We start from the raw sequence: 16,677 nt of genomic DNA, 5'->3' as shown, positions 1-16,677 counted from the left end.
ATTTCTGCCATGCTCGTGATGACCGATATCGTCAAGCGTTACGGCCCCACTCTGGTGCTCGACGGGGTGGGCCTCGCCGTCAAGGCGGGGGAGGTGATGGCGCTGATGGGCGAGAACGGCGCCGGCAAGTCGACGCTGGTAAAGATCCTCGCCGGAATCGAACCCTCAGACCAGGGCCGCATCGAGATCGACGGCAAACCCGTCGCCATCCGCTCGCCGGGCCAGGCCCGCGCCGCCGGCGTCGGCTACGTGGCGCAGGAACTGTCGATTATCGACAGCCTGTCCGTGGCCGAAAATGTCTTTCTCGGCGATTCCTCGATCGGCATCATGCGCTCTGCCGCGAAGCTCGCCGAGATGGCCAGGCCCTATCTCGACCGCGTCGGGCTGGATTATGTCGATCCGCTGGCGCTGGCCGAAAACTATTCCGTCGCCGAGCGGCAACTCATCGAAATCGCCCGGCTGCTGTCGCGCAAGGCACGCATCGCCATCCTCGACGAGCCGACGGCGGCGCTCTCCGAATCCGAGATCATCCGGGTCAAGGCGGCGGTTCGGGCGATTGCTGCAGACGGCTGCGCGGTCATCTATGTCACGCACCGCATGCCGGAAGTCTTCGAACTCACCAACCGGGTGACCGTGCTGCGCAACGGCAAGAGTTTTGCGCCGATGGAAACGGCAACGCTCTCCATCGACACGCTGATCGAGGCCATGCTCGGCCGCCAGCTCGGAAAAATGTTCCCGCCCCGCGCCGCAAGGCTGGGCGCCGAAGCCGTTCGCCTCGAAAGCTGCATGACGCCGGGCCTAAAGGCACCCGTTTCGCTCTCCGTCCGCTCCGGCGAGATCCTGGCGCTGGCCGGACAGGTCGGCAGCGGCGCCAGCACGATCCTGCGGCTGCTCGCCGGCGTCACCCCTCTCGGCTCCGGCGCGATCTTCCTCGAAGGCAACGCCTACGCACCGAAAAGCGTCGCTGACGGCATCGCCAGCAAGGTCGTCTATTGCTCCGACGACCGCAAGCGCGACGGCATCTTTGCGGTGCGCTCGGTGCCGGAAAACCTGTCCGCGCCGGCGCTCTCCGCCATCAGCCGCTTCCAGCTGCTGTCGGGCAGCCTCGAAAAGGGGCACATCCGCTCGATCGCCGCGAAATTCGGGCTGGACGAGCGCTATTTCAGCCGGCTCGCCGGCAATCTCAGCGGCGGCAACCAGCAGAAGGTGGCGCTCGGCAAGTGGATCGGGCTCAACCCAAAACTCCTTCTCGTCGAGGAACCGACGCGCGGCGTCGATGTCGGCGCCCGCGCCGAAATCTACAAGCATTTGCGCGAATTGGCCGATGGCGGCCTGTCGATCATCTTCGCCTCGTCCGATACGCAGGAAGTGCTCGGCCTTGCCGACCGGATCGCCACCTTTTTCCATGGGCAGCTGGTACAGGTTGTCGCTGCCGATACCGCGACCGCCGAAAGCCTCACCCGCGACGTGACCCGGGCCGAACAGGCCGCCTGACCGGACCAGAACATGAGTACGACCATGACAAGCCAGAATCCGACGGCAGAGCGCAGGATACGCATCCCGAGGCCGGTCTACGGCCTCGCCGCAATCCTCGCCATCGTTGCGGTGGCCGGGTTCACGACGCCGTCTTTCGCCACGCTGGACAATCTGTTCGTGGTGATCCGCGCCGCCTCTCTGACCGGCATCGTCGCCATCGGCATGAGCTACATCACCATTTCCGGCAACCTGTTCGCCCTGTCGGCCAGCTCGCTCGGCGCCCTGCTCGCCGTGCTGTTCGCGCTGATCACGGCGCAGTTCGGATTTGCCGCCGGCGTCGTCCTGACGCTGCTGCTGGCGGGTGTTTCCGGCGTAGCGCAAGGCGTGGCCATCTCGCTGATCGGCAACCCGATCATCACCACGCTCGCCTTCGGAACAGTGTTTCGCGGGCTGGCCGCGCTGCTCAGCGGCAATTCCATCCTGCGGATCGAAAGCGATCTCGCTCTGTGGATCGGCACCGCCCGTCCGCTCGGCATACCGACGCAAAGCTGGGCTTTCGTGGTTGCCGCATTGCTCAGCTGGTTCGTCATCCGCCACCTCAAGCTCGGCCGCGAGATCGTGCTGTGCGGCGCCAATCCGCAGGCGGCCATCGCCAGCGGATTGCGGGTCGGCATGGTCACCTCGGTCGCCTGCATCGCGCTGTCGACAGGCGTGGCGATCATGGCCATGCTGACCGTGTCGCAATTCTCACAGGCCAAGGCCGATCTGTTCATGGGCTATGATTTCGACTACATCGCCGCCGTGCTGGTCGGCGGCATCGCACTGCGCGGCGGGCGCGGCTCGCCGCTGCAGGCCGCACTTGGCGCCATTCTGATCGCGCTCTTGCAGAATTTCATGCTGCTCAACGGCTTCAGCGCCGGACTACGAATGACGATCGTCGGTTTCCTCGTCGTCGTCTCCATCAGCCTCTTCCACGTCCTGCAGGGCAAATCGCGATGAAAATGACAGCGGAAACCAGAAGCAACCTCGCCCGCATCGCCCTGATGCTTGGCGTCTACCTGATCTTCGCCAGCCGCATTCCGAGCTATTATTCGATGGCCGGCGTTGCCGCGCTGCTCGACGGTGCGGTTCTCGCCGGCATCATCGCCATCGGCGTCGGCCTGACCATGATCGCCGGCGAGATGGACCTGTCGGTAGGATCGATGGCCGCCTTTGCCGGCATCCTGTCGATAAAATTCTACGCCTTCGGCATACTGCCGGCCTTCCTGCTGGTCATCCTGGTCTGTGCGGTCATCGGCGCGATCCAGGGTTATTGCATCTACCGGCTCAACATCAGTTCCATGGTGTTCACCATCGGCACGCTCATTGCGCTCCGCGGCCTGACGCTGGTGATCTCGCAGGAAAAAACGGCGCTCATCCCCTTCGAGGACATCGCCCAGACCGACATCCTGTCGACGAAATTCTTCATCTTCTCGATCCCCTCCATCATCCTGCTGCTCCTGGTGCTGCTGGTGGATTTCCTGTCGCGACGGACACTCTGGGGCCGCGAAGTCTTCGCCATCGGCGGCGGGCGCAGCGAGGCGCGCGCCGCCGGCGTTTCGATGAAGCGGCCGATCGTGCTGATCTTCTCCCTGTCGGCGGCCCTGGCCGGCCTCGCCGGCGCGCTCTTGTCGATCAAGTCGGGCAGCGCCAGCCCGCTCGGCTTCGAAGCCGTCGTCCTCGAGGCTGTGACGGCCTGCCTGATCGGCGGCATCGCGCTCTCCGGCGGCCGCGGCAGCATTCCGGGCATTCTCATCGGCCTCTTCACCATCCGCTTCCTGGTCAGCGGCATCGCCGCGCTCGGCGCGCCGTTCTGGATGCAGAGCCTGGCGACCGGCGCCCTGCTGATCGTCGTCATCATCGGCGAGGCGGTGATCCGCCATGTCGTGCGCCGCCGAAAGTTTGCGCTTTCGGCGCAGCCTGCAGCGTGAAAGAGACAGAATGAGCGACGCAGACAATCCGGCCCTCGGCCAGGCCTGGTTTCCCTCCCGCTGGGGCGCGGAGGATGAGATCGGCGCCGGCAACCTGCTCGGCCCCCACACGGTGCTGGAGGCCGCACGGCTCATCCGCTCCGGCGAGACCGTCTCGCTCGGCTTTCCCTACCGCGTCGGCATGCCGCTCTCCCCCGGCCGGACTTTTGGCCTGAAGATGCCGGGCGGCCCCACGGGCGGGCCGGAAGGCGCGGTCAGCCGCACCGTCTGGAACGACGACTTCGTCTGCACCGAGATCGGCCAGATCGGCACTCATATGGATGCGCTCGGCCATCTCGGCCACCAGGTGACCTATCCCTGCGGCCATTGCGACACGCTCGTCTACAACGGCAACAAGCTCTCGGAGATCTGGTCGCCCTACGGCCTGAAAAAACTCGGCATCGAAAAGGCGCCGATCTTTTTTACCCGCGGCGTGCTGCTCGACGTGCAAGCGCTGTTCGGCGAACCGCTGGCAAACGGCGTCGAAATCACCCCCGAGCACCTGCTGCAGTGCATCGACCGGCAGGGGCTGGATCACAACGACTGGCTGAGGCCCGGCGACGTGGTGCTGATCCGCACCGGCCACGGCTCGCGCTTCTTCTCGGAGGCCGCCAACTGGTATGACGGCGAGCCGGGCCTTGGCCTGGCAGCGGCGGAATTCCTTTCCGCCCTGCAGCCCGTCGTCGTCGGCGCCGACAATTTTGCCATCGACGTCGTGCCGCCGGTCGATCCGGACATGGTGCTGCCCTGCCACCAGCATTTGATCATGCGCCACGGCATCTACCTGCACGAAGGCATGAACCTCGATGCCCTTGCCGAAACCGGCCGCTCGGAATTCGTCTACGCCTTCGCGCCGCTGCGGATCGAAGGCGCGACCGGCTCGCCCGGAATGCCCTTCGCCATCCTGTAGCTAGAACTGCTGGCCGCTGCCGGCGAGATGGGCACGGATCGTCGTGATCATGATCGACACCGGCAGGGTGGGCGCGACGTCGGCCCGCATGGTGAAGCCGACGGCGCCCCGTGTCTCCGATGTGTCGATGTCGAGAAATGCCATGGTCCCGGCCTCGATCTCGCGCTTCACCACGCCTTTCGAAATGATCCAGACGGCATCCTGAGTCTGCAGGAAGGCGCGGCCGAAACTGTCCGAGACGGTCTCGATCGTGTTCCTCAGTTCCCCGATGCCGTGGGACAACAGGAAGCGGTCGACGAACGGCCGGATCACCGAGCCCTTGATCGGCATCAGCACCGTATGATGCGCGATCTCGGCCAGCGAAAAGCTGCGGCGCTGCAGCAGCGGATGGCCGGCGCGGACGGCAAAGCCGACCTCTTCCGAATAGAGCGGATCGAAGGTCAGGCCGGCCATGAATTCGGCGGCGGCGAGACGGCCGACGACGAGATCGAGCTCGCCCACCCGCAAGGCGTCGAGAAGCCAGCGGTTTTCGCCGGTGACGATGGTGACCACGCTGCCCGTGCCCGCCTTGATGAAGTCCGCCACCGCATCCGGAAGGAAGCTGGCGGACGCCGTCGGCAAGGCGCCGATCCGCAACGGCGGGCCGGAGGAGGTTTTCGCCAGGGAAATGGAATCGACGCCGCGGCGAACCGCGGCGATGCTCTCGCCGGCATGGCGCAGGAACACCTCGCCGAACCGTGTTATGACGATGCCGCGACCTTCCCTTTCGAACAGATCGACGCCAAGATAGTCCTCCAGCTCACGGATCGTCCGGGTCACCGCCGGCTGGGTGAGGGACAACACGTCGGCGGCGCGGCCGACGCTTTTCTGCCGCGCGACTTCAACGAAGGTGTGGAGGTGTCGAAACTTGATCCGGCTGTCCAAATCATATCCATCCCGTTATGAATTCGTCGGAAAATATCATTATAAATGCCAATAACCATCATGTAACTGAAGTTCGAGGAGAATTCACATGGCCTTCGCAGCGATCAACGGCACCGTCCTGCATTACGAATACCTGACCGAGTCGAAGAGCAATCCGGTGCTCGTTCTCGTCAATTCGCTGGGAACGGATTTCCGCATCTGGCTGCCGCTGATCGACGAGTTGGCGGAGGACTGGTCGATCCTGGTCTACGACAAGCGCGGCCACGGCCTCTCCGATCTCGGCACGGTGCCTTACAGCATCGAGGACCATGCGCGCGACCTCATCGGCCTGCTGAAACATGTCGGCGTCAAGAAGGCGGCCTTCTGTGGCCTGTCGGTCGGCGGCCTCATCGTCCAGAGCCTCTACAAGCTCAAGCCGGAGCTGGTCGAGAAGCTGATCCTTTGCGACACCGCCGCCAAGGTCGGCACGCAGGAGAGCTGGAACACCCGCATCGCCACGGTGCAGGAAAAGGGCCTGGAAGCGATTGCCGATGGGGTGATGAAGGTCTGGTTCACGCCGGATTTCCACGCCAAGCGCAAGGCGGACCTTTCCGGCTATCGCACCATGCTCGTGCGGCAATCGGTGGAAGGCTACGTCGCCACCTGCATCGCGCTGCGCGAGGCCGATTACACCGAAGACGCGCCGAAAATCGAGGTTCCGACGCTGGTCGTGGTCGGCGATCAGGACGGCTCGACGCCGCCCGATCTGGTCAAGGCCACCGCCGACCTCATCCCGGACGCCGAATTCGAGATCATCAAGGGGAGCGGCCATATTCCCTGTGTCGAGCAGCCCGGCCAGCTGGCGGAACTGCTGGCCGACTTCATCAACGAGGAATGACATGAACCCGCCGTCCGATCGCTTTGTGAAAGGCATGGCCACGCGGCGTGCCGTGCTGGGAGACGCCCATGTCGACCGCGCCGAAGCGAACAAGACGGATTTCGACGCACCGTTCCAGGCGATGATCACCGAAACCGCCTGGGGCGACGTCTGGTCGCGGCCGGACTGGAACAAGCGCGAGCGCTCGATGGTGACGATCGCGCTGCTGGCGGCACTCGGCCATCACGAGGAGCTTGCCATGCATGTCCGCGCCACCGCCAACACCGGCGCGACGCCGGAGGATATGCGCGAGGCCATGCTGCATGTAGCGATCTATGCCGGCGTACCGGCGGCCAATACGGCAATCAAGATCGTCAAGAAGACGCTGGACGAGATGCGGGACGCGCAAGCGCCCCGGGGAGGAGAATGATGAAGACCGCACCGCCCGAGACCGGGGCATTTTTCGCCCGCGACCGGATCTGGCATCCGCCGGCGCTGACGCCGGGTTATAAGACATCCGTGCTGCGCTCACCGCAGAAGGCGCTGATTTCGCTCGAAGGCACGACGACGGAGCTGACTGGGCCGGTCTTCGGCCACAACATGCTCGGCCCCACCGACAACGACCTGATCGTCAACTATGCCAGGCCCGGCGAGATGGCGATCGGCCAGCGCATCCTCGTGCACGGGCGGGTGCTGGACGAGCGCGGCCGCGGCGTGCCCGGCGTTCTGGTGGAATTCTGGCAGGCCAATGCCGGCGGCCGCTACCGCCACAAGAAGGAAACCTATCTCGCCGCCATCGATCCGAATTTCGGCGGCGTCGGCCGCACGATCACCGACGACGAGGGCGGCTACTGGTTCAAGACCATCCAGCCCGGCGCCTATCCCTGGCCGAACGGCGTCAACGACTGGCGGCCGGCGCATATCCATTTCTCCGTGTTCGGCCATGGTTTCGCGCAACGGCTGATCACCCAGATGTATTTCGAAGGCGACCCGATGATCGCCCGGTGTCCGATCGTCAGGACGATCCCCGACCCGCAGGCGATCGAACAGCTGATCGCGCCCCTTGACTGGAACGCGACGGTGCCGATGGACATGCGCGCCTACAAGTTCGACATTGTTTTGCGCGGCCGTCGGTCGACGCTGTTCGAGAACCGCAAGGAGGGCAATTGAGATGGTCCAGACGCTCGCCTACCTCAAGGAAACGCCGTCGCAGACGGCCGGCCCCTATGTACATATCGGCTGCACCCCGAATTTTTCCGGCATTTCCGGTATCTTCGAAACCGATCTCGGCTCGGGACCGCTCGCCAACGAACAGGCGCGCGGCGAGCGCATCACCATTCGCGGCTTCGTCTATGACGGGCTCGGAAGTCCGCTCAAGGATGCCCTGGTCGAAATCTGGCAGGCCGATGCCGACGGGCTCTACAACAGTCCGGCGGAAACGCGCGGGCGCGCCGACCCGAACTTTTTCGGCTGGGGCCGCCAGCCGGGCGACATGCAGACGGGAGAATTCGTCTTCCACACCGTCAAGCCCGGCCGTACGCCGTTCCGCCCGAACGATCCGAGGCTGATGGCGCCGCATATTCTCTTCTGGATCGTGGCGCGCGGCATCAATATCGGGCTGCAGACGCGCATGTATTTTTCCGACGAGGAGGCCGCCAATGCGGAAGATCCGGTGCTCGCCCGCATCGAGCATCGCCAGCGCGTCCGCACGCTGATCGGAGCGCGCGAGGGGGAGACGGTGCGGTTCGATATCCATCTCCAGGGCGAGAACGAAACCGTCTTCTTCGATATGTAGGCGTTGGACCGGGGCTGCGATGGTGACCGAATTGCTTTCCACCTTTCTCGACGACCTTCTTGGCGATGCGGAACTGGCCCGCCTGATCGGCACCACGGCCGATTGCGCCGCCATGCTGCGCTTCGAACTGGCGCTGGCCCGGACGGCAGCCGATCACGGCCTGATCCCGCAGGCCGCGGCATCCGAGATATCGGCCGCCGCCGCGACGTTCCAACCGGATCTCGCCCTGCTTCGACGGGCGACCTTGAAGGACGGCGTCGTCGTTCCGGAATTCGTTCGCCAGTTGCGTCAGCATGTCGGAGAGCCGGCCGGCCGGCATATCCATTTCGGCGCCACCAGCCAGGATGTCATCGACACTGCACTGGCGCTGAAGCTCAAGCCAGTCTTCGACCTTTTCGAAACGCGGCTGGAGGCGGTAATTGCGCGTCTCGAGGCGCTCATACGGACATTCGGCAATAACCCGATGATGGGACGAACGCGCATGCAGGCGGCGATCCCGATCACTGCGGGGGACAGGCTTGCAGTCTGGTGCGGCCTGGTCGAGCGGGCAAAAGGCCAAATAGGGGAAGTGCGTCGGCAAAACCTCATCCTCAGCCTATCCGGGCCGGCGGGCACGGCGGAAAAATTCGGCGGCAAGATATCCGGCGTGCGGCGGGACATCGCCTCGGCCCTGGAGCTTTCAGCGCCCGACTACGTGCCGCATGCCGCCCGCGACCGGATCGCCGGCCTCGGCAACTGGCTGAGCCAGGTGACCGGCGCGCTCGGCAAGATCGGCCAGGATATCGCGCTGATGGCGCAGAACGAGATCGCCGAGGTGGTTATCGACAGCGCCGGCGGCTCGTCGGCCATGGCGCACAAGCACAATCCGGTTCTTGCCGAAGTTCTCGTGACGCTTGCCCGGTTCAATGCCGTGCAGCTGTCCGGCCTGCATCAGGCGCTGGTCCACGAACAGGAGCGCTCCGGCGCCGCGTGGACACTCGAATGGATGATCCTGCCACAGATGCTGAACGCCACGGGAACCGCCCTGCAGCATGCGCAGGCCCTGCTGGCTTCGATCACGAGACTGGGGACTGCGCCGCCGGGCTGAAACGCGGCGGCACTGTCAGCCGCCATGCTTGCGCAAATATCCCTCGGCGATTTCCTGCATCCGCTGACGCCCGAAACTCTCCCCATGGCCGGCATGAACCATCGAAACGTCGAGCGCGCGCAAACGCTCCATCGTCCGGAGATAGGTTTCGATATCGGCACCCGGAACGTCATCCACCAGGTAACCGTCGTAGATCGCGTCGGCGGCGAAGAATTCGCCGTTGCGCTCGTCGAGCAGGGCGATGGACCCCGGTGAATGCCCCGGCAGATGCAGCACGGTGAACAGCCGGTCGCCGAGATCCACCGTATCGCCCTCGTCGAGAAGCTGCGTCAGCGGCGCCGGCTCGATGCGATAGTCGGCGAGAACGAAACCTTCGGGAAGCACGGCCAGCGGCTCGGGATGGTCGCGAAACATCGCCCCGAACGCCATGTCGTCGCGCATATCGGCAAAGAACGGCGCCTCCAGCGGATGCCCCGCCCGGTCGGCATATTCGAAAAAACTGCCGACATGATCGATATGCACATGCGAGGCGATGGCCAGAAGAGGCTTGTCGCCTGCCGGAGCAAAGGCTGGGAGCGACTGGACGCCGGTGCCGAAATCCAGCTGGATATCGCGATCGCGCCCGGAAATGCGGTAAAGATTTGCCTGGAAAAACGGATGGACCGCCGGCTCCCAGATCTTTACCACGCCGGGCGATACCGTCACCGACCGAAACCACGCATCCGCCATGCCACCGCTCCATCAAAGGTGAGCCATTGCGGCTCACAGTACGGTGCGAACCTTCCACAATTCCGGGAAAAGCTCCACCTCCAGCATGCGCCGGAGATAAGAAACCCCCGCCGTGCCGCCGGTGCCGCGTTTCAGGCCGATGATGCGCTCCACGGTGGTGACGTGGTTGAAGCGCCAGCGGCGGAAATAATCCTCGAAGTCGATCAGCTTTTCAGCCAGCTCGTACAGCGACCAGTATTTTGACGGCTCGCGATAGACGTCCCGCCAGGCAAACAGCACCGCCTCGCTTTCCTCACGCGTCGACCGCGTGTCGCGTTCCGCCTCGTTGCCGATGTCGAAACCGTTGCGGCCGAGCAACAGAATGGCCTCCTGGTAGAGGCTCGGCGCCTTGAGGATGTCTTCGAGCTTTTCGCTGATGCCCGCATCGTGCTCGTGCGGCTTCATCATCACCGGATTGCGGTTGCCGGCGAGGAATTCGATGGCGCGGTATTGCCACGACTGGAAGCCGGAGGATTGCCCCAGCGCATCGCGAAACAGGGTGTATTCGCTGGGCGTCATCGTCCGCAGCACATCCCAGGCGCTGTTCAGCTGCTCGAAAATGCGGGCGACGCGCGTCAGCATCTTGAAGGCCGGCTGCAGGTCGTCATTGCGGATCGACTGGCAGGCGGCGCGGATTTCGTGGATGGCAAGCTTCATCCACAGTTCCGACGTCTGGTGCTGGATGATGAACAACGGTTCGTCATGGGCGCTGGACAGCGGCGCCTGGGCATTGAGGACCAGATCGAGCTTCAGGTAGTTCGAATAGGACATCTTGTCGCGAAAATTCAGCTCGGCGCCATCCGGCGACAGGTCTTTGCTCGTCATGTGACCTTGCTCTTCTTCAGGAATTCCGGGCAATCCCAGAGTTTTTCCTTAATGACCTTTTCCAGCACCTCGGCCGCCGCGACGGTTTCTTCAAAGCCGATATAAAGCGGCGTGAAGCCGAAGCGGATGATGTCGGGGGCGCGGAAATCGCCGATGACATTGTTGGCGATCAGCGCCTGCATCACCGCATATCCTTGCGGATGGCGGAAGGACACCTGCGAACCGCGGCGGCTGCCGTCGCGCGGCGACGCCAGGACGAGATCCGGGCAACGCGCTTCCACTTCCTTGATGAACAGGTCGCAGAGCGCAATCGAGCGTTCGCGCACGGCATGGATGTCGACGCCATCCCAGGCCGAAAGCCCGGCATCCAGCGCCGTCATCGACAGGATCGGCGGCGTGCCGGCCCGCATGCGGTCGATGGACGGACCGGGACGATAGTCGAGGTCGAAGAGGAACGGCGCTTCGTGGCCGAGCCAGCCGGAAAGCGACGGCCGGATCTTGTCCTGCAGTTCCGGGCGGACATAGATGAAGGCGGGCGCACCCGGCCCACCGTTCAGATATTTGTAGCCGCAGCCGATGGCGAAATCGGCGCCGGCACCGGACAGATCGACTGGCAGGGCGCCGGCGGAATGGGCGAGGTCCCAGATGGTCACGACGCCGGCGGCCTTCGCCTTGGCGGTCAGCGCCTTCATGTCGTGCAGGCGGCCGGTGGCGTAGTCCACTTCCGTCAGCATCAGCACGGCCACGGTCTCGTCGATGGCGGCTTCCACCTCTTCCGGCGCCACGATCTTGAGTCGGTGGCCCTTGTCGAGCGTGCGGATAACACCCTCGGCGATATAAAGATCGCTGGGGAAATTGCCGCTGTCGGAGAGGATCACCTTGCGCTCGCCGGTGAGCGACAGCGCTGCCGTCAGCGCCTTGAACAGGTTGACCGAGGTCGAGTCGGCGGCGATCACCGATCCTTCGGGCGCGCCGATCAGCGCGCCGATACGGTTGCCGATGCGCGCCGGCAGGTCGATCCAGCCGGCCGTATTCCAGGCGCGGATCAGCTGACCGCCCCAGTTCTCCGCGACTTCCCGCGCCAGCCGCTCCTTGGCCGCCCTGGCGAGCGGACCGAGCGAATTGCCGTCGAGATAGATGACGCCTTCGGGGATCTCGAAGAGCGCCTTTGTCCTTTCAAAAAGGTCGGTCATTGGACTCTGCTGCCGTTTCTCAGTTGGAAGCGTTGAATCTTGCCCGTCTCCGTCTTCGGCAGGCTGTCGACGAAGCGGATGGAGCGTGGATATTTGTAGGGAGCGATCGTCGCCTTGACGTGATTCTGCAAGGCCACGGTCATCACCTCGTCGCCATTCTTGCCCTTGGCCAGCACGACGTAGGCGGCGACGATCTGGCCGCGATCCTCGTCCGGAACGCCGATCACGGCGCATTCGGCAACGTCGTCATGGGCCAGCAACGCCGCCTCGACCTCCGGACCGGCGATGTTGTAGCCGGCGGAAACGATCATGTCGTCGGCGCGTGCGGCAAAATGGAAGCGGCCGTCCTCGTCCTGGTAGAAGGCGTCTCCGGTGATGTTCCAGCCGGCCTTCACATATTCGCGCTGGCGCGCATCGGCCATGTAGCGGCAGCCGACGGGACCCCGCACGGCGAGCTTGCCGATGGTGCCGCGCGGCACCTCGTTCATCTCGTCGTCGACGATTTTCGCCTGGTAGCCGGTCAACGGCCGGCCCGTAGAACCCGGTGCCCGGTCGTCGAGACGGTTGGAGATGAAGATATGCAGCATTTCCGTGGCACCGATGCCGTCGAGGATCGGCTTGCCGGTCTTTGCTTCCCACAGTTCATAGACGGGCGCCGGCAGCGTCTCGCCGGCCGAAACCGCGATACGCAGCGACGAAAGATCGGCACCGGCATCCATCGCCGCCAGCATGGCGCGGTAGGCAGTCGGCGCAGTGAAGCTGATCGTCGCCTTGTAGGTCTCGATGATCTTGACCATGTTCGGCGGTGTCGCACTTTCGAGCAGCGCGGCGGCGGCGCCGAAGCGCAGCGGGAAGATGGCGAGGCCGCCGAGGCCGAAGGTGAAGGCGATCGGCGGCGAGCCGACGAAGACATCCTCCGGCGTCACCTGCAGCACTTCCTTGGCGTAGGCGTCGGCGATGATCAGCAGGTCGCGGTGGAAATGCATCGTCGCCTTCGGCACGCCCGTGGTGCCCGAGGTGAAGCCCAAGAGGGCGACGTCGTCGCGCCCGGTCTTCACCGCGTCGAACTTCACCGGCTTGTCGAGGGCGATGCGGTCGAGTTCGGCATCGTGGTTGGCCGTGCCGTCGAAGCCGATCACCTGCTTGAGGAAATCACTGTCCTTGGCGCAGGCGACAAGCTCGTCGATGATACGGGTATCGCAGAGCGCGATCGAAATTTCCGCCTTGTCGACGATCTTCTTGAGTTCGCCGGCCCGCAGCATCGGCATCGTGTTGACGACGACGGCGCCGACCTTGGTGGCCGCCAGCCAGCAGGCGATCATCGCCGGATTGTTGGCGGAGCGGATCAGCACGCGGTTGCCCGGCTTGACGCCATATTCCTCGGCCAGCGCATGGGCGAGCCGGTTGCTCCAGTCGGTGAGTTCCTTGTAGGTGCGCCGCCGGCCGTTGCCGATCAGCGCCGTATGGTCGCCAAAACCCTTTTCCACCATGCGGTCGGTCAGTTCGACAGCGGCATTGAGGTGATCGGGATACTGGAAATCGCCCATGAGAAACTCAGGCCATTCCTCCCGGGGCGGCAGGTTGTCGCGTGTAAAGGTGTCGATATGCGCTGAAGGGCTCAACATCGTATCTGTTTCCCTTTGTTTTATGTTCCCTGACTCAGACGTTACACCAGCCGCAATCTATTTCAAGTTTAAAATATCTCGATCCACCGAGCCCCCCGATTGGGGGGTAGGGCCGTGGCGGCCCATCCCCGCCTAAGCCAGGTACCGGTTGAAAACGTTGCGTGTTACCGCCTCCACGCCGGCATCCCCGCGGATGAGGCCGGCAACCCACTCGCAGCTGCCGGCGTGAAACACCTCGCCCTTGCCCTTTGGAAAGTTGACGATCATGCCGCTGCCGCGCTTGGCGCGGTCCACCGCTTCCGGCCCGGTCTCGCCATACAGGATTTCGGCGATGAACACCGCGTCCTCACTGTTGAGGAATACATCGCCGGCCTTCACGGCATCGCCCTCCTCGACATTGCAAGCGAGACCGAGCGCCAGGATCGACAGCCCTTCCGGCACCTGTTCCTCGCCGGAAGGATAGGGCAGGCCGCCCTTGATGACATAGTCGAGCCCATCGACCTCATAGCCGAAGGCATGCGAAGCGGCACCCAGCACGTCGCCGTAACCATAACCGGTGCCGGCGAAGGCCCAGTGCTCCGGGCGGTAGATCGGAAAACCCCGCGCGCCGCGGGCGACGGCGCCGCCCCAGCCGGTATACATGCCGCGCGTGGCATTCAGCCCGAAGGTCAGGGCGCCCGGACGGCCGATTTCCGCCGCTTCCCAGCTCGTGGTGGCGAAACGGGCGTTCCCGGTGCCGTAGACGGGATCTTCGTTGCGAGCACGGTATTTGTAGCAGATCTGCCGGCGACCCTCGTCCTCCAGGCGGATCTGCCACATGAAGTTTCCGGCATACCGCGCCACATGCCCGCCGGCCTCGACATAGGCGTCGACGGCATCACGCATCTGCCAGCTCCAGTATTCGTCATGCCCGGCGAAGACGAGGCAGGAATAGCTGTCGATGATATCGGGCCGGTAGTGCAGGTCGGTCTGGGCGATGATGTCGACCGCATAGCCTTGCCGCTCCATCCAGTGGAAGAAGTGCCGGTCGTAGCTGGCCCAGCCGGAAGAGGCGTATTTCTTGCTGTGGCCGGTCCGCCACGCCCATTCCATATGAGGATAACGCGGCGGCGCCAGCAGGCCGGGCACATGGTCGAGCGCCACCCGCGGCGCATCCGGCGGCAGGCTGGCGAAACCGCGACAGAACGGCCTGTCGGCGCTGACGACGGGCGAGAACTGGTTGCGTTCCGGCCCGCTGATGCCTTCGTAAAAATTCGAGCCGCCCCAGTCGTTATAGGCCATCCAGGTGCAGGTCGGCGGCACGAAGAGCAGGCGTCCACGACCCTGTCCCGGCGTCGGGCGGACGATCAGGATGGTTTCCGCCGTCAACCGGGAATTTTCCTCCGACCACAGCATCAGCTTGTAGCCGCCGGACGGCCAGCCGGCCTCGATGGTAAAGCTGAAACAGACCAGCCAGCCGCAGCCCTCGGCGGAACATTGGTCGGGCGTCTCGTAAGCGGCGCCTTCGATGTTTCCCTTCTGCCAGACCGTCACCGGCACAAAACCGTCGCGGACCAGCGTGGCGCGGAAACGGTTCGCCGTGGTGTTGACGTGCACGCAGACCGTTTCACCCGCGCCATAGGAGTGCCGGTCGGCATAGGCCCAGAGGAACGGCGTGCCCGGCGGCAGATTGGCCGGCGTTTCGAAATAGCGGCCGAAAACGGCCTGATAATGCGCGGCGGTCGAATGGCTGCTCATGCCAGCTTTTCCCCTTTGCGGGCGGCATGAACCGAATCCTTAACCGCGACGGTGAGCTTCGAGAGGATTTCGGCCAGCTCCTCCTCGCTGGCATTGTAGGGCGGCGCCAGGATAACCGTATCGCCCGCCGTGCCGCCAACATTGCCGGTGCAAGGATAGCAGATCAGCCCGGCCTCGAAGGCGCGCCGGCCAATATCGGCATGGACGGAAAGGTTGGGCCTGAACGGCGTCTTGCTTTCGGGATCGGAGACGATCTCCAGGCCGATGAAATAACCGCACCCCCTGACATCGCCAACCTCGGGCACATCCGCGAAGGCTTTCCGCAGCTCATCCCGGAATGTCTCGCCCCGCGCCAGCACATGATCCAGTAGCCCGTCGCGGCTGATGATTTTCTGGACGGCGACGGCAGCAGCACAGGCAGCGGTATGGCCGGTGAAAGTATGGCCGGTCTGCGCGCCGCCATGGGCATCGACCAGCGTCTTGTGAACGGCATCGGTGTAAAGCGCAGCACCCAGCGGCACGTAACCGGCGGCCAAACCCTTGGCGACGCTCATGATATCCGGCACCACGCCATCCTGGTCCAGCGCCCGCCACGTGCCGGTGCGCCCGGAGCCACACATCACCTCGTCGCCGATAACAAGCACACCGTGGCGCCGGCAGACGGCTTCCACGGCCCTGGCATACCCCTCCGGTGCCGGCACGACGCCGCCGGCAGCGCCGACCACCGGTTCAAAGATGAAGGCCGCCACCTTGTCGGGGCCGATTTTCAGGATCTCTTCCTCCAGCTCCCTGGCGAGAAACCCTGCCAGATCGGCAGGCGCCACACCTTCGGGCGGACGATAGGCATTGGCTGCGGACACAAAGCAGACATCGAGCAGGCTGCCCTCGAAGGAGGCGCGGCGCGTCCTGAAATCGGAGACGGACAAGGCGCCCAGCGTATTGCCATGCCAGGAGCGCCGGCGGGATATGAAGCGCCGGCGGCTCATCTCGCCGCGGGCGGCATGATATTGCAGGGCGATCTTGAGGCAGGATTCCACCGCCTCCGAACCGCTGGTCACATAGACGGCATTGGGGAAATGCCCGCCCGTCCGGTCGGTGATGATGTCGGTCAGTTCCTCCACCGCATCGCTGGAGAAGAGGTAACGATAGGCATGGGCGATCTTGCCCATCTGCTCGGCGACGGCGGCATTCACTTCCGGATGGGCGTGGCCGAGACAATAGACCGCCGGGCCGCCCGAGCCGTCGAGATAGCGGTTGCCGTCGACATCGAAGAGATAGCTGCCGCGGGCATAGGCAATCTTGGGGAGGTGATCGACGCCGTAGCTGCTGCCGGTGCTGGTCGTGCGGGGCTTGGACATAGTGTGGCTCTCCTCCTGTTTCCCGCCGGAGAAGGTCACAAAGCCCGCCCCTTATGCGCAGAATCTCGTCTGGTCCCGGACATGACCATGAAAACGAATCCGCCGCCAGAGGGC

General features: G+C 64.3%; 16 protein-coding genes. 9 read left to right on the top strand and 7 right to left on the bottom strand.

What is annotated here, in order from left to right:
• Nucleotides 1-9: 9 nt before the first annotated feature.
• From DEM27_RS14415 to DEM27_RS14400, 4 genes are read left to right on the top strand one after another with little or no spacing between them, the layout of a single operon-like run.
• Complete coding sequence (locus tag DEM27_RS14415; RefSeq protein ID WP_109458933.1) at nt 10-1,494, top strand: sugar ABC transporter ATP-binding protein; 1,485 nt, start codon at nt 10-12, stop codon at nt 1,492-1,494.
• Nucleotides 1,495-1,518: 24 nt separating this feature from the next.
• Nucleotides 1,519-2,475, top strand: coding sequence for an ABC transporter permease (locus tag DEM27_RS14410; RefSeq protein WP_165823431.1), 957 nt, complete (start codon nt 1,519-1,521; stop codon nt 2,473-2,475).
• Nucleotides 2,472-3,446: an ABC transporter permease gene (locus tag DEM27_RS14405; RefSeq protein WP_109458931.1), complete on the top strand. Its 975-nt coding sequence runs from the start codon at nt 2,472-2,474 to the stop codon at nt 3,444-3,446. The genes DEM27_RS14410 and DEM27_RS14405 overlap by 4 nt, the downstream gene beginning before the upstream one ends.
• Nucleotides 3,447-3,456: 10 nt before the next feature.
• On the top strand, nt 3,457-4,395 hold the full coding sequence (locus DEM27_RS14400) for a cyclase family protein (RefSeq protein ID WP_165823430.1): 939 nt from the start codon (nt 3,457-3,459) through the stop codon (nt 4,393-4,395).
• Here DEM27_RS14400 and pcaQ read toward each other — a convergent pair whose 3' ends face one another.
• Nucleotides 4,396-5,319 (bottom strand): pca operon transcription factor PcaQ, encoded by a 924-nt coding sequence (gene pcaQ, locus DEM27_RS14395; RefSeq protein WP_109458929.1) that lies wholly within the window; start codon nt 5,317-5,319, stop codon nt 4,396-4,398.
• A gap of 88 nt (nt 5,320-5,407) precedes the next feature.
• Between pcaQ and pcaD the strand changes: the two genes are divergently transcribed.
• Genes pcaD through DEM27_RS14370 form a run of 5 tightly spaced genes read left to right on the top strand, consistent with a single transcriptional unit; the run spans nt 5,408 to nt 9,057 of the window.
• On the top strand, nt 5,408-6,196 hold the full coding sequence (gene pcaD, locus DEM27_RS14390; protein ID WP_109458928.1) for a 3-oxoadipate enol-lactonase: 789 nt from the start codon (nt 5,408-5,410) through the stop codon (nt 6,194-6,196).
• A gap of 1 nt (nt 6,197) precedes the next feature.
• Nucleotides 6,198-6,605 (top strand): 4-carboxymuconolactone decarboxylase, encoded by a 408-nt coding sequence (gene pcaC / locus DEM27_RS14385; protein ID WP_109458927.1) that lies wholly within the window; start codon nt 6,198-6,200, stop codon nt 6,603-6,605.
• Nucleotides 6,605-7,345: a protocatechuate 3,4-dioxygenase subunit beta gene (gene pcaH, locus DEM27_RS14380; protein WP_109458926.1), complete on the top strand. Its 741-nt coding sequence runs from the start codon at nt 6,605-6,607 to the stop codon at nt 7,343-7,345. The genes pcaC and pcaH overlap by 1 nt, the downstream gene beginning before the upstream one ends.
• A 1-nt stretch (nt 7,346) precedes the next feature.
• Complete coding sequence (pcaG, locus tag DEM27_RS14375) at nt 7,347-7,970, top strand: protocatechuate 3,4-dioxygenase subunit alpha (RefSeq protein ID WP_109458925.1); 624 nt, start codon at nt 7,347-7,349, stop codon at nt 7,968-7,970.
• Nucleotides 7,971-7,989: 19 nt separating this feature from the next.
• Complete coding sequence (locus DEM27_RS14370) at nt 7,990-9,057, top strand: 3-carboxy-cis,cis-muconate cycloisomerase (RefSeq protein ID WP_109458924.1); 1,068 nt, start codon at nt 7,990-7,992, stop codon at nt 9,055-9,057.
• 15 nt (nt 9,058-9,072) lie between these two features.
• On the opposite strand, the gene DEM27_RS14365 is transcribed toward DEM27_RS14370, so the two are convergent.
• The 6 genes from DEM27_RS14365 to DEM27_RS14340 all read right to left on the bottom strand — a co-directional run bounded on the left by DEM27_RS14365 (nt 9,073) and on the right by DEM27_RS14340 (nt 16,563).
• Nucleotides 9,073-9,786 (bottom strand): MBL fold metallo-hydrolase, encoded by a 714-nt coding sequence (locus DEM27_RS14365; protein WP_109458923.1) that lies wholly within the window; start codon nt 9,784-9,786, stop codon nt 9,073-9,075.
• 33 nt (nt 9,787-9,819) lie between these two features.
• Nucleotides 9,820-10,650 carry a tryptophan 2,3-dioxygenase gene (kynA, locus tag DEM27_RS14360; protein ID WP_109458922.1) on the bottom strand — a complete coding sequence of 277 codons (831 nt, stop codon included), beginning with the start codon at nt 10,648-10,650 and terminating at the stop codon, nt 9,820-9,822.
• On the bottom strand, nt 10,647-11,843 hold the full coding sequence (gene kynU, locus DEM27_RS14355; protein ID WP_109458921.1) for a kynureninase: 1,197 nt from the start codon (nt 11,841-11,843) through the stop codon (nt 10,647-10,649). Before kynU ends, kynA begins: the two co-directional genes overlap by 4 nt.
• Nucleotides 11,840-13,468, bottom strand: coding sequence for a benzoate-CoA ligase family protein (locus tag DEM27_RS14350; RefSeq protein WP_109458920.1), 1,629 nt, complete (start codon nt 13,466-13,468; stop codon nt 11,840-11,842). The genes kynU and DEM27_RS14350 overlap by 4 nt, the downstream gene beginning before the upstream one ends.
• Before the next feature lie 132 nt (nt 13,469-13,600).
• Complete coding sequence (locus tag DEM27_RS14345; RefSeq protein ID WP_165823429.1) at nt 13,601-15,205, bottom strand: N,N-dimethylformamidase beta subunit family domain-containing protein; 1,605 nt, start codon at nt 15,203-15,205, stop codon at nt 13,601-13,603.
• Nucleotides 15,202-16,563, bottom strand: coding sequence for an aspartate aminotransferase family protein (locus tag DEM27_RS14340; RefSeq protein WP_109458919.1), 1,362 nt, complete (start codon nt 16,561-16,563; stop codon nt 15,202-15,204). The genes DEM27_RS14345 and DEM27_RS14340 overlap by 4 nt, the downstream gene beginning before the upstream one ends.
• Nucleotides 16,564-16,677 lie beyond the last annotated feature (114 nt).

Source organism: Rhizobium album (assembly GCF_003122325.1).
Taxonomy (GTDB): Bacteria; Pseudomonadota; Alphaproteobacteria; order Rhizobiales; family Rhizobiaceae; genus Metarhizobium; species Metarhizobium album.
This window is presented reverse-complemented; position numbering and strand designations above follow the sequence as displayed.

What these genes read in the sequence shown, in the direction of transcription:
- DEM27_RS14415 (WP_109458933.1), top strand. Translation starts at nt 10, where the DNA reads ATGCTCGTGATGACCGATATCGTCAAGCGTTACGGCCCCACTCTGGTG.
- DEM27_RS14410 (WP_165823431.1), top strand. Translation starts at nt 1,519, where the DNA reads ATGACAAGCCAGAATCCGACGGCAGAGCGCAGGATACGCATCCCGAGG.
- DEM27_RS14405 (WP_109458931.1), top strand. Translation starts at nt 2,472, where the DNA reads ATGAAAATGACAGCGGAAACCAGAAGCAACCTCGCCCGCATCGCCCTG.
- DEM27_RS14400 (WP_165823430.1), top strand. Translation starts at nt 3,457, where the DNA reads ATGAGCGACGCAGACAATCCGGCCCTCGGCCAGGCCTGGTTTCCCTCC.
- pcaD (WP_109458928.1), top strand. Translation starts at nt 5,408, where the DNA reads ATGGCCTTCGCAGCGATCAACGGCACCGTCCTGCATTACGAATACCTG.
- pcaC (WP_109458927.1), top strand. Translation starts at nt 6,198, where the DNA reads ATGAACCCGCCGTCCGATCGCTTTGTGAAAGGCATGGCCACGCGGCGT.
- pcaH (WP_109458926.1), top strand. Translation starts at nt 6,605, where the DNA reads ATGAAGACCGCACCGCCCGAGACCGGGGCATTTTTCGCCCGCGACCGG.
- pcaG (WP_109458925.1), top strand. Translation starts at nt 7,347, where the DNA reads ATGGTCCAGACGCTCGCCTACCTCAAGGAAACGCCGTCGCAGACGGCC.
- DEM27_RS14370 (WP_109458924.1), top strand. Translation starts at nt 7,990, where the DNA reads ATGGTGACCGAATTGCTTTCCACCTTTCTCGACGACCTTCTTGGCGAT.
- DEM27_RS14365 (WP_109458923.1), bottom strand. Translation starts at nt 9,786, where the DNA reads ATGGCGGATGCGTGGTTTCGGTCGGTGACGGTATCGCCCGGCGTGGTA.
- kynA (WP_109458922.1), bottom strand. Translation starts at nt 10,650, where the DNA reads ATGACGAGCAAAGACCTGTCGCCGGATGGCGCCGAGCTGAATTTTCGC.
- kynU (WP_109458921.1), bottom strand. Translation starts at nt 11,843, where the DNA reads ATGACCGACCTTTTTGAAAGGACAAAGGCGCTCTTCGAGATCCCCGAA.
- DEM27_RS14350 (WP_109458920.1), bottom strand. Translation starts at nt 13,468, where the DNA reads ATGTTGAGCCCTTCAGCGCATATCGACACCTTTACACGCGACAACCTG.
- DEM27_RS14345 (WP_165823429.1), bottom strand. Translation starts at nt 15,205, where the DNA reads ATGAGCAGCCATTCGACCGCCGCGCATTATCAGGCCGTTTTCGGCCGC.
- DEM27_RS14340 (WP_109458919.1), bottom strand. Translation starts at nt 16,563, where the DNA reads ATGTCCAAGCCCCGCACGACCAGCACCGGCAGCAGCTACGGCGTCGAT.